This is a genomic window from Rhizobium sp. USDA 3886, from assembly GCF_056279785.1.
The window spans coordinates 1524248-1538370 of sequence record NZ_JBWCDC010000001.1 but is presented as its reverse complement, the minus strand read 5'-3'; the positions used below and the strand labels follow the sequence as shown (position 1 = coordinate 1538370).

Genomic DNA, 14123 nt, shown 5'->3' with positions numbered 1-14123 from the left:
GATTGTAAAGGGGCGATATTGCCGCAGTCAGGTGGGAATTCTGTCCTGCGTGCGCCTCTTTCGACGGACCCTGAGTCCCTTCGGAGACGTGAATGGCTTTTCGGAGACGTGAATGGCTTTTTGGAAGCAGTTTGTTCTTTCTATAATCGTTATTGCTGCCGGCTTTGCCGGATGGATTTTCCTTGTGCCGGGTGCGGCTGATACTTTGAGAAATGCCGGTGTTCCGGAAAGCATTGTCGCCAAACTGGCTCCTGCCGTCGAGACAGCCGGTGGCGGTGCGTCCGCGCAAGGCGAGGGCGGTCAGGGCGGCGGAGGACGCAATGGCGGCGGGCGCAACGGCGCCGTTCTGGTCGTCACGCAGGCCGTCGTTCAGGGTATCGTCAACGACCGGCTGAACGCGATCGGCACCGGCGACGCGATCCGCTCGGTTGCGGTGACGCCGCAGGCAACCGGCACGATCCGCGAAATCCTCATCAAGTCCGGCGACAAGGTCAAGCAGGGCCAGGTGCTTGCCAAACTCGATAGCGAAGAGCAGGTGATCGCCAAGGGGCAGGCGGACGTGGCGCTGAAGAGCGCGATCGAGAAATCCAATCTCTATCACAACATCAAATCCAGCGTCGCACGCATGGATGTGTTCGATGCCGAGATCGCCGAGCAGGGCGCGCGGCTGCAGCTGCAGGCCGCCGAGCTCAATCTCACCCGGCGCAATATCGTCGCACCGATCGACGGCATCGTCGGCATCGTCCCCGTCAACATCGGCGACAACGTCACCACCGGCACGCCGATCGTGACGCTCGACGACCGCTCGGAAATCCTGGTCGACTACTGGGTGCCGGAGCGCTTCGCCAACACGGTTTCCGTCGGCCAGCCGGTGGAGGCAACGTCGGTCGCGAGGGCAGGACAGGTTTTTTCCGGCGAAGTGCACGCGGTGGACAACCGTCTCGACGCGGCAAGCCGGACGCTGCGCATCCGCGCCCGGATCGACAACAGCGCGGATGAACTCCGCGCCGGCATGTCCTTCAATGTCAGCATGAAGTTCGCAGGCGACAAATATCCGGCGGTCGATCCGATTTCCGTCCAGTGGGATTCGCAGGGCTCCTTCGTCTGGCAGGTAGTCGACGGCAAATCGCACAAGGTGCGCGTCACCATCGTGCAGCGCAATCCGGATTTCGTGCTGGTGAAGGCCGGCATCAAGGATGGCGACGCCATCGTGACGCAGGGCCTGCAGCGCGTCCGCGAGGGCGGACCAGTGCGGGTAGCCAATGAAGTGGCCTCGAACAACGGGGTCGCGACACAATGAACATAAGCGTGACCGACCTTCCCGACAGAGCCTCCGGCAAGCAGACCTTTACGGCGCTCTTCGTGCGCCGCCCGATCCTGGCGCTCGTGTTCAATACGCTGATGGTGGTGGCGGGTCTTGCTGCCTATGCCGGGGTGGAGGTGCGCGAGCTGCCGGATGTCGACCGCCCGGTCGTGACCGTGCGCACCATGTTCGACGGCGCTGCGCCGCAGACGATCGATCAGGAGCTGACGAAAGTCATCGAAGGCGCAGTTGCGCGCGTCAGCGGCCTGAAGTCGATCTCCTCGCAGTCGCAGTTCGGCCAAAGCCGCGTGACGCTGGAGTTTTCCGATACCGTCGATCTTGCCGTTGCCGCAAACGACGTGCGTGACGCGATCGGCCGCATCATGGAGCAGCTTCCGGACGATGCGGATGCGCCGCAGATCGTCAAGGCGGATGCGGATTCGCAGCCGATCATGCGTCTTGCTGTCACCTCGACCAACCTCAACATGGACGACCTGACGCTGCTCGTCGAAAACGAGATCGTCGACCGGCTGGCGTCCGTCGACGGCGTTGCCGATGTCGAGCAATATGGCGACCAGGAAAAGATCTTCCGCGTCGATGTCGATCAGGGCGCTCTCGCAAGCCGCGGGCTGACGGTCGGCGATCTGACGGAGGCGCTCGACAATTCCGCCCTCGACGTACCGGCCGGATCGCTGAAGAGCACGACGCAGGACATCGTCGTGCGCGCGACGGCAAGCCTGCAGAAGCCGGAGGATTTCGCCAATGTCATCCTGCAGGATCGCGTGCGGCTCGGCGATGTCGCAACAGTGACGCTCGGGCCGCGCGACGGCGATACGGCGCTGCGCTCCAACGGCAACCGCGGCATCGGCCTTGGCGTCATCCGCCAGGCGCAATCGAACACGCTCAATATTTCGAGCGGCATCAAGACGGTTGTCGAGCAGCTGTCGAAGACGCTGCCGGAAGGCACAAAGATCGCCATCACCAGCGATGACGCCGTGTTCATCCAGGGGGCGATCCATGAGGTCGTGCTGGCCCTGATCCTTGCCGGCGTCATCGTCACCGGCGTCATCTACCTCTTCCTGCGCGACTGGCGGGCAACCCTGATCCCGGCGGTCAGCATGCCGGTGGCATTGATCGGCACGCTGGCGGCGATCTATCTGGTGGGCTTTTCGATCAATATCCTGACGCTGCTCGCGATCGTCCTGGCGACGGGTCTCGTCGTCGACGACGCCATCGTGGTGCTCGAGAATATCGTGCGACGGCGCGCCGAAGGCATGGGACCGCGGGCGGCGGCCGTCCTCGGCACGCGCGAGGTGTTCTTTGCGGTCATCGCGACCACGGCAACGCTTGCCGCCGTCTTCATTCCGCTGTCGTTCCTGCCGGGGCAGGTAGGCGGTCTCTTCCGCGAATTTGGCTTCGTGCTGGCCTTCTCGGTCGGGCTTTCGTCGATCGTCGCGCTGACGCTCTGTCCGATGCTCGCCTCGCGCATGCTGACGAAGCCGATGCTGGAGGATCACGGCGCCCTTGGCCGGTTCGGCGACGCCTTTGCGAACGTTTACCGATGGGCCTTGCAGCGCTGCCTCAACGCGCCCTTCGTTGTCATTGTCGCATCGGTTTTGTTTGCGGGGGCAGCACTCGTCGCCTTCTCGACTGTCAAGAGTGAGCTCACGCCGAACGAGGACCGCGCGATGGTGATGATGCGGCTCACCGCGCCGCAGGGATCGAGCCTTGAATATACGCGCGACAAGCTGCAGCTCGTCGAAGAATACCTGCAGCCGCTGGTCGACAGCGACGACATCCGGAACGTCTTTTCGATCTCCGGGCAGGGCGGCTCGGCCAATAGCGGCTTCATGGTGCTGACGCTGGCGCCCTGGGGCGAGCGTGACCGCACGCAGGCGGAGATTGTCCAGGATATCAACCGGGCGGCATCCCGCGTGCCGGCGCTCCGCGGCAATGCGATATCCTCGAACAGCCTGCGCATTCGCGGCGCCGGCAGTGGCCTGCAGATGGCTCTCGTCGGAAACGACTACGAGAAGCTGACGGCTGCCGCCGTCAAGCTGGTGCAGGCGCTGGATGCGACCGGGCAGTATGATACGCCGCGCCTCACCAACGAACCGACGCAGGCGCAGGTCTCGGTGACGATCGACCGCGAGCGGGCTTCTGATCTCGGCATCGATATCACCGGGCTTTCGACGGCGATGCAATCGCTGCTTGAGGGGCGTTCCGTCGTCGATGTTTTCGTCAATGGCGATGCCTATCCGGTTCTGCTCACCTCGACCATGCGACCGATCGACGATCCAACCGATCTCGAAAACGTCTTCCTGAAGACCGGCGAGGGCAAGATCGTGCCGATGTCGGTTATCGCTTCGCTGAAGGAGGGTGCGGTCGCGCCGCAGCTGAACCGTGAATCGCAGCTCGCTTCCGTGGCGATCACGGCAGGCCTCAAGGAGGGTATGTCGCTCGGCGATGCTGTCAAGCAAGTGACGGAGCTTGCCGAGCCGATCCTGCCGCCGGGCACACGTCTTGTTCCACTTGCCGAAGCGGCGACCCTCGAAGAGAATTCCAGCGGCATGGCGCTCACCTTCGGCTTTGCGATCGTGATCATCTTCCTGGTGCTGGCGGCGCAGTTCGAAAGCGTGCTGTCGTCGCTGATCATCATGTCGACCGTGCCGCTCGGGCTTGCCTGCGCCGTCTTCGCGCTCATCATCACCGGATCGAGCCTCAACATCTACAGCCAGATCGGCCTTGTATTGCTTGTGGGCGTCATGGCGAAGAACGGCATCCTGATCGTCGAGTTCGCCAACCAGCTCCGCGACCGCGGGATAGAAGTGCGCGAGGCGATCGAACGCGCCTGCGCGCTGCGCCTTCGCCCAGTCATGATGACGATGATCGCCACCATCCTCGGCGGCGTTCCGCTCGTCTTCGCGCATGGCGCAGGCGCAGAAGCGCGTATTGCGCTCGGCTGGGTGATCGTCGGCGGACTGGGTTTCGCAACCCTGGTGACGCTGCTCATCACGCCGGTCGCCTATCTGCTGGTCGCACGCTTTGCCAAGCCGCATGCGCATGAGGAAGCCCGCCTGCACGAGGAGATGGCGGTTGCGGCACGGCCGAAGCCGGTACCCGATCCGAAGCATCTGCAGGCCGCGGAATAGATTTGATTCCGTCTGCTAAAACGCCGCCGCCTCTATCGCGGCGGCGTTGTGGCTTTTACTTCCCGATTTCAATTGAAGCGCTAAGCTGAAAACCCAGCCCTAAATTTTGACCTAACGATTTCACGCCGGGAGCAGGGGGGCTCTCGAAGCCCCGACGCCTTTGTGAGATTGGTGTGGAAGCAGTCGCGTCGGCGCGATATTTGCGCGTCATTTCGGCCGAAGCGTGCCCCAGCTGCTTTTGCACATATCGCTCGTCGACCTGCGCCGAAGACGCTAGACGCGAGCGCAGCAAGTGGCCAGAGAATTTAAGTCCTCGCTCGACCTCGGCGGGGTCGCCACCCGCGCCGGCGGCAATCGCCGTTCGCTCGACTAAATGCGCCACCTCCTAGTCATTGAGACGATCCGGTCCGACGTCCTTGACTTTGTCGCCCCTGCCGGATCATCTCGTCAGATTGACAAATGTGCTACTGAGTAGCAAATTAGGCTCAAAGGAGTTAACCGATGAGTGTCAAATCGTCGATCTCGCTGACCGACCAGCAGGATGCGTTTGCCCGTTCGCTGGTGGAGAGCGGCCGGTATTCCAGCATGAGTTCCGTTCTTCAGCAGGGCCTAGAACTGCTTCGCCAAAAGACGGAAACTGAGACCGTCGAAACGGCAGCGCTTCGCGAATTGGTCCGGCGGCGATTGAACGGACCGATGATTTCTGCGACGGAAATGGAAAGCCGCGTCGCGGCAATGATTGAGCGGAAGCGACGGGTTGTTCGTGTGGACCCTTGAATATTCTGAGGATGCCGAACGCGATTTCGAGTTGATCTTCGATCATCTGTTCGACGCCTATGTCGAACTCGGGGACTCGCCTGACGAGGCTGTGGAGCGTACCGCTGAACGGATCCGCAAATTGCGTGTCGAAATCGATCGTCTCGTCGATACGCCCTATATCGGGACTCTGAGGCCCGATATTCATCCCGGGATGCGATTTCTTCGGCGAGACAAGGCGGCTATTTGGTTTCTGCCGGTAGAAAATAGCCGCACAATCATTGTCGCGGCTATTTTCTACGGCGCGCAGGACCACATCAGAAATATGCTCGCACGTATGCTGGGGGGATAAGGTCCCTACAGCCCCGAGGCCTTCGTCAGATTGACCCTAAATCGGTCGCGTCGACGCTTGTATTTGATGGAGCCTCGGATCGCTGCCATCGAGTTTCTTGTCCAACTCGCGGGCAATGTGACGTGCCGTCGACCACTGCTCTCCCGAAATCGTGCGAGTCGACGACGGCGGTGTTCGATCTTGAAATCGTTTTGGCAAAGGGGCGTTTCAGTGAAATCGTTAGCGGAAAATCGTCCTTCGTTTATCGGCTAAACTAACGGGCGTATGACATTTTCCATTTGAAATGACAAAGTAAAAACCATAGGCGTTTTCATGGTCAATGAACGGTTGCAAAACATGATAAATTTCTTCTGAACGTTAGATGTTTCTTAAGCATAAAACGCAATGATCTCCCCGTAACCGATCAAAGGCCCCCAGCGTTTCGGAGGCTTGCCATCCGCTGATTTCAGCGCCCGAACATGACGTTTCGCGGACACGGTTCACTGTTTGTTTGCGTATAGTTATGTTCGGAGTTCCGTTCCCGTGAGTATTTTTCAACGCACATCTGTCGATGCGGCGCTGCATACGCTTCGCGATATCAATCGCAGCCTGACGCGGACGCAAAACCGGGTCTCGTCCGGTTTTCGCGTCGAACAGGCCCGCGACAATGCCGCCTACTGGTCGGTTGCGACGACGGCCCGCTCCGACAACAAGGCGCATGCAGCCATCCAGGATGCGCTCGGCATGGCGGCCGCCACGATGGGCACGGCATATACGGGCGTTGCCAGCGCCGTCGATGTCGTCTCCGAGATCAAGGCGAAACTTGTCGCGGCGACAGAGCAGGGCGTCGACAAGGAAAAGATCAATGATGAGCTGACGCAACTGAAGGCGCAGTTGCGCTCCGTCGCCGAAGCGGCAGCCTTCAACAGCGACAACTGGGTCGTCCTGACGGATGAAGACAATCCCACCCAGCCGAAGCAGATTCCGGCATCCTATATCCGCAATGCCGACGGCACCGTTTCGATCGGAACGTTGACCTATCACATCGATCTGCCGTCGACAGGCGTCACCACATCGAAGGATGCCCGCTACCTCGTCGACGACCGTTCCGGCGGGAGCGGCGAATACGGCGCTCTGACATCATCCTATTTCGCGACCGAAATCGGCGCTTCTCAGAATTACGTCATGATTTTGAGCAAGGCGGGCAATACCACCGGACAGGTCGAGATCGGGCTTTCGTCCTCAACGACAAAAGGTCAGGTCGATGAGATGATCAGCGTTGTTGATGGCATACTGAGACAGATGACCACTGTGGGTTCGGCTTTTGGTGCGCTGGAGAAGCGCATCGAGCTGCAGAACGAGTTCGCGAAAACGCTCTTCGACGCGTACAGCTCAGGCATCGGACGTCTGGTCGATGCCAATATGGAAGAGGAATCGAGCAAGCTCACGGCGTTGCAGACGCAGCGGCAACTGGGCCTGCAAGCGCTCTCGATCGCCAATGCCAGCTACGACACCGTAAGGCAGCTCTTCCAAAACTTCTGAGCGGTCTGCGATCCCTCCTGCCTCGATATGACCGTGACTGTTGAGACTGTTGTGGCAAATTGGCGATACCCCCAGGATTTGTGCAAGCGAAACGTGTCCAATCCACTGATTTTGTTTTATCGGAGGGTACGCGTTCATCTTGTTGCCGCATTCCATAATATTTGCTCGGGTCAGCTTCGAACGGAGAGCTTTCTGTCCATGATCAAGAAATTCATACTTCTGGCGGTCGCCGCCAGCTACCTGACCGCCTGCACAACGACCGACCCCTATACGGGTCAGCAGAAAGTCTCCAATACGGCCGGCGGTGCTACACTCGGCGCCGTGGGTGGAGCGCTTGTCGGTCTAGCCGTAGGCGGTTCCGCGCACGGACGCCGCAACGCGGCGCTGATCGGCGCCGGTCTCGGCGCGCTCGCAGGCGGTGCGATTGGCAACTACATGGACCAGCAGGAAGCGGAACTCCGCGCCCAGCTGCAGGGAACCGGTATCTCGGTGACGCGTAACGGCGACAACATCATCCTGAACATGCCGTCGAACATCACTTTCGACATCGACCAGGATGCCGTGAAGCCGGGCTTCTACCCAACGCTGAATTCGGTGGCGGTCGTTCTCAGGAAATTCAACCGCACATTGATCGATGTGAACGGCCATACGGATTCCACCGGCAGCCTGCAGCATAACCAGGATCTGTCGCAGCGCCGCGCCCTTTCGGTTGCCGGCTACCTTGGCGGGCAGGGCATCGACCAGCGCCGCGTCTCCGCCGTCGGCTTCGGCCCGTCGCAGCCGGTCGCGTCGAACGCGACGGAAGCAGGACGCTCACAGAACCGCCGCGTCGAAATTCAGATCGCTCCGATCACGGAGAGCTGATCTCAACTGCGTTAAACCCGACAGCCGGGCAATCGCCCGGCTGCTTTTGCTTCAGGCATGCATCGTTGCACCCTTGGTGATCTTGTCGACAGTCTTCTTTTCGGCGCGCAAGGCGATGCCCACGACCTTGGCATCGTCAGGCGCGTATTCAGCGAAGACAGTGCGATTGGCTGCGTCATGGCCGGTCGCGAACATCTCCTCGATGAACAGCGAGGACGGGATCTCGCGCTCCAGAGTTCGCCGATGGATCGCCGCGATCGTCGCCTCATCGGCGGAAAGCACGATGATCGGCTGGATGGACATGGCATTGTAGATGTTGCCTGCGCGGTCCCTGTAGGGCTCGCCGATGATCTCTGGATTCCGGCCGGCGATGCCGCTCATCAGGAAGGCGGTCACATTCAACTTTTGCCATGACGCAAGATTGTTTCGCAAGACGATCGCGATTTTGGTATCAAACATTCCAGTCTCTTTCATGCGTTTCGAGGTCGCGTTGAGCCAGGATGTAATGCCGCAGGTTTTCGAAGGTCTTGAACGTTTGTGCGTGCCGCAGGGCGGCGACGGCATCGTGGCAGCGCCTGCCTTTCCGGGGATCGAACGCATCGAGGCGAAATTCAGCGGAAACGCCTTCGAACCGCACCGGCACGACACCTACGCGCTTGGTGTGACGCTGAAGGGCGTGCAGACTTTCTCCTATCGCGGCGAAAGGCGCTTCAGCATGCCCGGTCAGGTGATCGTGCTGCATCCGGACGAGGAGCATGACGGCGGGGCGGGCACTGATGACGGACTGCAATACCGCATCCTTTACCTGGAACCCTCTCTGCTTGCCGAATGCCTCGAAGCGGAGAAGCTCGGGCTCCCATTTGTCGATCAGCCCGTTATCAGCGATTCGGCTCTTGCCGATGTCCTGCTCGGCGCGCTGACCGACCTCGATCACGAGCTTGACGAGCTCTTCGTCGACGATTTCCTGATGCGCGTGGCGGACGGGCTCCTACGACATGCGAGGGCGTTGCGCAGGCTGCCGGCGAGCATTGCCTGGAACCAGGCCCGTAGCGCCCGCGACTACCTTGCAGCACACGTGACGCGAACGGTGCGTTCCGGCGAGCTTGAGTCCGTAACGGGACTCGATCGATTTGCATTGTCGCGGCATTTCCGGGCCGCATTCGCGACCAGTCCGCATCGTTATCTCCTGATGCGACGGCTGCAGCAGGCGCGGGCGATGATCGGCGAGGGCGGGGAGTTATCCGATGTCGCCTTTGCCACCGGCTTTGCCGATCAGAGCCATCTGAACCGGCATTTCAAAAAAGCCTATGGCATGACGCCCGGCCAGTGGGCCGCGCTCAGGCGGGGTTCTCAGCCAGGCCGCTCTTTCGCGCGATGAAGCGCGCGAGCATCGGTCCGGTCAGCAGGATCATCACGAACCGCCCCACCTGCATCGCCATGACGAAGGGCAGGTCGACATCGCTGGAGGCGGCAATGATGGCAACCGAATCCGCGCCGCCGGGACTGGTGGCGAGATAGGCCGTCAGGGGATCGACACCGGCGAATTTATGCAGCGCCACGGCCATTAGCCCGCAGATAGACATCAAAAGCAGGATGGAGGCGGAGACGCGCGGCAGCGCGCGGGCGGCATGCTTCAGGATCGAGCGGGTGAAGCGCAGTCCGATGCTCCACCCGATCAGGGCGTAGCTGATCGCAAGCAGCCACATCGGCAGCTCGATCGTCAAGAGGCCGAAACCCTGCAGCAGGGAGCCTGCGAGAAGCGGCAGGATGATGGTGCCGCCTTGCACGCGGAAACGGAAGGTGGCGTAGATGCAACAGCAGGCAACCAGCACGGTTGCGACAAAGGCGGGCCAGTCGATCGGCGGAAAGAGAATGAGCGGTGGCGGCCCGCCGCCGTCTGCGGCGACCCAGAGGCGCGAGACGCCGGAAGCGGCAACGCAGACGAAGACGACCCGCAGATATTGCATGAAGGCAACGAGCCTGGCGTCGGCGCCATAGGCCTCCGACATGATGACCATGGCCGAGGCGCCGCCAGGGGATGAGCCCCAAACGGCGGTGGTGCCGGGTAGCACCTGCAGCCGGGTTAGGAGATAGCCGAGCACGGCTGCGACGGCGATCACCGAGACGATGACCAGCATGAAGAGCGGCGCGTCCTTGGCCATCGTGGCGAGAATGTCCGGCGTGATGGCGCGCGCCATCATCAGCCCGACCAAGGCCTGACCGAACTGCACGGGCCAATAAGGCACGCGCATCTGGCCCTTGCCGACGACCAAAGCGAGAAAGATTGCCGCGATCATCGGCCCCACGAGCAGCGATGCCGGAAGGGCGAAAAGTTCGAGCACGACAACGAGGGCGGTGGAGAGGCTAAGCAGCAGTACCCACCTCGGCAGGCTGGCTTTCTGCAAGGCTCGGCTTGCGGCTTTAAACGGCATCGAACGGTATCTTTTTGACCAATGCAGGAGGAAGGCCGCGATCCGGCAAGAAGGGAAGTAATCGCGAAAACGAAAGGACCGGCCAAGTCAGCCGAAGACGCATGGCCGGTATATTTGTCAGCACCCGCTGGGGTCAATTGCGAAATCTGGCCCTGGCAGGGACTTTCGGTTCAAAGACGAACGTTAGCCGCGAGAAAATCGAGCAGTGCGCGGACGCGGGCGGGCAACGGACCGCCCTGGCCGAGATAGACCGCATAGAATTCCTCGATGTCGCCGGGGTTCAGGTCTTCGAGGACGGGCACGAGCCTTCCTGCGGCGATGTCGGCGCGGACGGTGAAGACGGCAAGGCGCGCAAGGCCAGCGCCGGAAAGTGCCATATGGCGCATCCCTTCGCCGTCGCCGACCTGGACGCCCGGCGTGACCGGGACAAGTATGCTTTCACCCTGATCGAGAAGCGGCCATCCTTGGATGGCGCGGGAATAGGAAACGCCGATGCGGCACTGTTGATCGAGATCGGCGATCGACTTTGGTTCGCCATGGCGGCAAAGGTAGTTCGGCGAAGCGACGATCAACTTGCGGGCCGACCCGAGCTTGCGGGCAATCAGGCTGGAGTTTTTCAACGGGCCGGCGCGGATTGCGACGTCGGTGCGCTCCTCCATGAGATCGACGATCTTGTCCGTGTAGGAAATGTCGAGCGTCACGGCCGGATGAAGCGCCATGAAAGAGGGCAGAAGCGGCGCGAGCACATGATTGCCAAAAGACGCGCTGGTATTGATGCGGATCGGCCCCGCCGCCTGCTCGCCTGCTGACGCATAGCGTTCGGCCTCGGCGATATCGGCAAGTATGGAAACGCTTCTGTCGTAGAATGCGCAGCCCTCCGGCGTCAGCAGCAGGCGCCGCGTCGAGCGGTTGATGAGACGTGTGCCAAGCCGGGCTTCGAGCCGGGCGACGAGCTTGCTCACGGCCGATGGGGTCATCCGGCAGGCGGATGCCGCGGCTGTAAAGCCGCCGAGCTCGACGGCGCGGACGAACACTTCCATTTCGCCGGAGCGATTGATGTCTTGACGGCTCATGATGAATTCAAATCATAAATGATTTTCTTTCAGGCAATCTATATCGCGCTTCAGTGAGTGTCTATCTGTCCACAGACAACAGGAGAGACAAACCATGGAATACAGAAATCTCGGCGCATCCGGCCTCAGGGTACCGGTGTTGAGTTTCGGCGCGGGCACCTTCGGTGGCAGCGGCCCGCTGTTCGGCGCATGGGGCAATACGGATGCGGCGGAGGCCCGGCGCCTGGTCGACATCTGCCTCGAGGCGGGCGTCAATCTCTTCGATACAGCCGACGTCTATTCGGCGGGCGCGTCCGAAGAGGTCCTGGGGCAGGCGATCCGTGGAAAGCGGGACGCCGTGCTCATCTCCACGAAGACGGCATTGCCGATGGGCGACCGGCCGGCGGATTGGGGAAGCTCGCGCTCGCGGCTGATCAAATCCGTGGACGAGGCGCTTCGCCGTCTCGGCACCGATTATATCGATCTGCTGCAGCTTCATGCCTTCGATGCCTCGACGCCGGTCGAGGAGGTGCTTTCGACGCTTGATCGTCTCGTTGCTGCCGGCAAGCTCCGGTATATCGGCGCGTCGAATTTTGCCGGCTGGGAGTTGATGAAGTCGCTCGCTGTCTCTGAGAGACACGGCTACGCGCGTCACGTGGCGCACCAGGTCTATTATTCGCTGGCGGGCCGCGATTACGAATGGGAGCTGATGCCGCTTGCTGCCGATCAGGGCGTCGGCGCGCTGGTCTGGAGCCCGCTCGCCTGGGGCAGGCTCACCGGCAGGATCCGCCGCGGCCAGCCGCTGCCGGAAGGAAGCCGGCTGCACCAGACGGCGGAGTACGGCCCGCCGGTCGATGACGAGACGCTTTTCAACATCGTCGACGTTCTTGATGAGATTGCCGCGGAGACCGGTAAAACGGTGCCGCAGATCGCCATCAATTGGCTGACCGCCCGGCCGACTGTGTCCAGCGTCATCATCGGGGCCCGCAATGAGGAGCAGTTGCGCCAGAATCTCGGTGCCGTCGGCTGGTCGCTGACGAAGGAGCAGGTCGAGAGGCTCAATAAGGTCAGCGCTGTGCCGGCGCCTTACCCTTATTTCCCGTACAGGAGACAGGAAGGCTTCGCGCGGCTCAATCCACCTCTCGTTTGAGCCGCCGGGCGAGACTCTTGACTGGACAGGCGCCATCCGTTGTCTCATACCAGCCTGCCTGTAATGGTGGAATGCATGGGAGATCAACAGGATGGCGCTCAGGGACGCGAAGGCTGGAAAACGCAACGAGGCGGGCATTTCCGCGGCGGTTGGGATATTGAAGCAGAGCTTCGGCGAGCGCTTCCAGACCGGCGAATCCTTCCGCGCCCAGCATGCGCATACGACCACATACATTCCTGCACAGCTGCCGGACGGCGTGCTGTTTGCCGAGACGGCCGATGACGTGAAGGCCGCCGTCAGGGTCTGTGCCGAGCACAAGGTGCCGGTCATCGGCTTCGGCACCGGCTCTTCGCTGGAGGGACAGGTGAATGCCCCGAACGGCGGGATTTCGATCGATTTCAGCCGGATGAACCGGGTTCTCGAAGTGAATGCCGAAGATCTCGATTGCACCGTCGAGCCGGGTATCACGCGCGAGGAACTGAATGTCTATCTCCGTGACACCGGGCTCTTCTTTCCGATCGACCCCGGTGCGAATGCCTCGATCGGCGGCATGGCTTCGACGCGGGCCTCCGGAACTAACGCCGTGCGTTACGGCACGATGAAGGACAATGTGCTCTCGGTCACGGCCGTGACGGCCAATGGCGAGGAAATCCGCACCGCGCGCCGGGCACGCAAATCCTCGGCGGGCTACGATCTGACGCGGCTTTTCGTGGGCGCCGAGGGCACGCTCGGGATTCTGACCTCGGTGACGCTCAAGCTGCAGGGAATTCCCCAGAAGATCGCGGGCGGGGCTTGCTCGTTCCCGACGATCAAAGCCGCCTGCGATGCGGTCATCATGACGATCCAGATGGGCATTCCGGTCGCGCGCATCGAATTGCTGGACGACGTGCAGATGCAGGCATGCAACGCCTATTCGGGTCTGGCTTACGCCGAAAGCCCGACGCTCTTCCTCGAATTCCACGGAACCGACGAAACCGTCGAACTTCAATCGGCGCAGTTTGCCGAGATCGCGGCCGAATGCGGCGGCGGCGAATTCCTTTGGACGGCAAATGCAGAGGAGCGCAACAAGCTCTGGAAGGCGCGGCACGATGCTTATTGGGCCTGCCGCGCGCTGGCGCCGGGGCTTGCCGCACTTTCGACCGATGTTTGTGTTCCGATATCACGACTTGCGGATTGCGTTGCCGAGACGCAGGCTGATATCCGGGAACATGGGCTGCTGGCGCCGATCGTCGGTCACGCAGGAGATGGCAATTTCCATGTGCTTCTCCTGTTCGACGACAAGACGATGGAAGGTGTCGCCGTTGCGGAGACTTTCGTGACGCGGCTCAATCAGCGGGCTCTTGCGATGGATGGAACGTGCACCGGAGAGCATGGGATCGGACAGGGAAAGATGGCGTTTCTCGAGCAGGAACTCGGCGGCGCCGTAGGACTTATGCGGCAGGTCAAGCAAGCGCTCGATCCGGACAATATCTTCAATCCGGGCAAGATTTTCCATCTTGTCTGAAAACGGAACAATCTCATGATCTTCGGCTTTGCTCCCG

The 14123-nt window shown here is 61.3% G+C and carries 12 protein-coding genes and 1 pseudogene; 9 read left to right on the top strand and 4 right to left on the bottom strand.

From position 1 onward, the window contains the following. Positions 1 to 112 precede the first annotated feature (112 nt). Together ACZ9BX_RS08100 and ACZ9BX_RS08095 are read left to right on the top strand one after the other, a co-directional pair. On the top strand, positions 113 to 1300 hold the full coding sequence (locus tag ACZ9BX_RS08100; protein ID WP_476216990.1) for an efflux RND transporter periplasmic adaptor subunit: 1188 nt from the start codon (positions 113 to 115) through the stop codon (positions 1298 to 1300). Between the two features lie 2 nt (positions 1301 to 1302). Then, positions 1303 to 4455, top strand: coding sequence for an efflux RND transporter permease subunit (locus tag ACZ9BX_RS08095; RefSeq protein WP_476219929.1), 3153 nt, complete (start codon positions 1303 to 1305; stop codon positions 4453 to 4455). 146 nt (positions 4456 to 4601) lie between these two features. On the opposite strand, the pseudogene ACZ9BX_RS08090 reads toward ACZ9BX_RS08095, so the two are convergent. Then, positions 4602 to 4873 (bottom strand): annotated as a pseudogene (locus ACZ9BX_RS08090) (tyrosine-type recombinase/integrase); the annotation flags it as partial. Between the two features lie 83 nt (positions 4874 to 4956). Here ACZ9BX_RS08090 and ACZ9BX_RS08085 point away from each other — a divergent pair. The 4 genes from ACZ9BX_RS08085 (at position 4957) to ACZ9BX_RS08070 (ending at position 7948) form a co-directional block, all read left to right on the top strand. Further along, positions 4957 to 5232 carry a type II toxin-antitoxin system ParD family antitoxin gene (locus ACZ9BX_RS08085; RefSeq protein ID WP_027508768.1) on the top strand — a complete coding sequence of 92 codons (276 nt, stop codon included), beginning with the start codon at positions 4957 to 4959 and terminating at the stop codon, positions 5230 to 5232. Next, on the top strand, positions 5213 to 5563 hold the full coding sequence (locus ACZ9BX_RS08080; RefSeq protein ID WP_476219928.1) for a type II toxin-antitoxin system RelE/ParE family toxin: 351 nt from the start codon (positions 5213 to 5215) through the stop codon (positions 5561 to 5563). Before ACZ9BX_RS08085 ends, ACZ9BX_RS08080 begins: the two co-directional genes overlap by 20 nt. A gap of 522 nt (positions 5564 to 6085) precedes the next feature. After that, entirely contained in the window at positions 6086 to 7084 is a 999-nt protein-coding gene (locus ACZ9BX_RS08075) for a flagellin N-terminal helical domain-containing protein (RefSeq protein WP_476216988.1), read from the top strand. 198 nt (positions 7085 to 7282) lie between these two features. Continuing rightward, a complete protein-coding gene (locus ACZ9BX_RS08070; protein WP_476216986.1) occupies positions 7283 to 7948 on the top strand; it encodes a YiaD family glycine zipper/OmpA-like lipoprotein in 666 nt (221 codons plus the stop codon). 51 nt (positions 7949 to 7999) lie between these two features. Here the strand turns inward: ACZ9BX_RS08070 and ACZ9BX_RS08065 are convergent, their stop codons facing one another. Next, positions 8000 to 8407, bottom strand: a complete 408-nt coding sequence (locus tag ACZ9BX_RS08065) for a DUF2000 family protein (RefSeq protein WP_476216984.1) — start codon at positions 8405 to 8407, stop codon at positions 8000 to 8002. Between the two features lie 31 nt (positions 8408 to 8438). On the opposite strand from ACZ9BX_RS08065, the gene ACZ9BX_RS08060 reads away from it, so the two are divergent. Next, positions 8439 to 9326 carry an AraC family transcriptional regulator gene (locus ACZ9BX_RS08060; RefSeq protein WP_476216982.1) on the top strand — a complete coding sequence of 296 codons (888 nt, stop codon included), beginning with the start codon at positions 8439 to 8441 and terminating at the stop codon, positions 9324 to 9326. Here the strand turns inward: ACZ9BX_RS08060 and ACZ9BX_RS08055 are convergent. Both ACZ9BX_RS08055 and ACZ9BX_RS08050 read right to left on the bottom strand, forming a co-directional pair. Beyond that, positions 9286 to 10380: an AbrB family transcriptional regulator gene (locus tag ACZ9BX_RS08055; protein ID WP_476216981.1), complete on the bottom strand. Its 1095-nt coding sequence runs from the start codon at positions 10378 to 10380 to the stop codon at positions 9286 to 9288. The two genes, ACZ9BX_RS08060 and ACZ9BX_RS08055, sit on opposite strands and share 41 nt — an antisense overlap. Positions 10381 to 10550: 170 nt before the next feature. Next, positions 10551 to 11453 carry a LysR family transcriptional regulator gene (locus ACZ9BX_RS08050; RefSeq protein WP_476216979.1) on the bottom strand — a complete coding sequence of 301 codons (903 nt, stop codon included), beginning with the start codon at positions 11451 to 11453 and terminating at the stop codon, positions 10551 to 10553. A gap of 94 nt (positions 11454 to 11547) precedes the next feature. On the opposite strand from ACZ9BX_RS08050, the gene ACZ9BX_RS08045 reads away from it, so the two are divergent. Together ACZ9BX_RS08045 and ACZ9BX_RS08040 are read left to right on the top strand one after the other, a co-directional pair. Next, positions 11548 to 12582, top strand: coding sequence for an aldo/keto reductase (locus tag ACZ9BX_RS08045; RefSeq protein ID WP_476216977.1), 1035 nt, complete (start codon positions 11548 to 11550; stop codon positions 12580 to 12582). Positions 12583 to 12673: 91 nt separating this feature from the next. Then, positions 12674 to 14086 (top strand): FAD-binding oxidoreductase, encoded by a 1413-nt coding sequence (locus ACZ9BX_RS08040; RefSeq protein WP_086994568.1) that lies wholly within the window; start codon positions 12674 to 12676, stop codon positions 14084 to 14086. Positions 14087 to 14123: the final 37 nt, after the last annotated feature.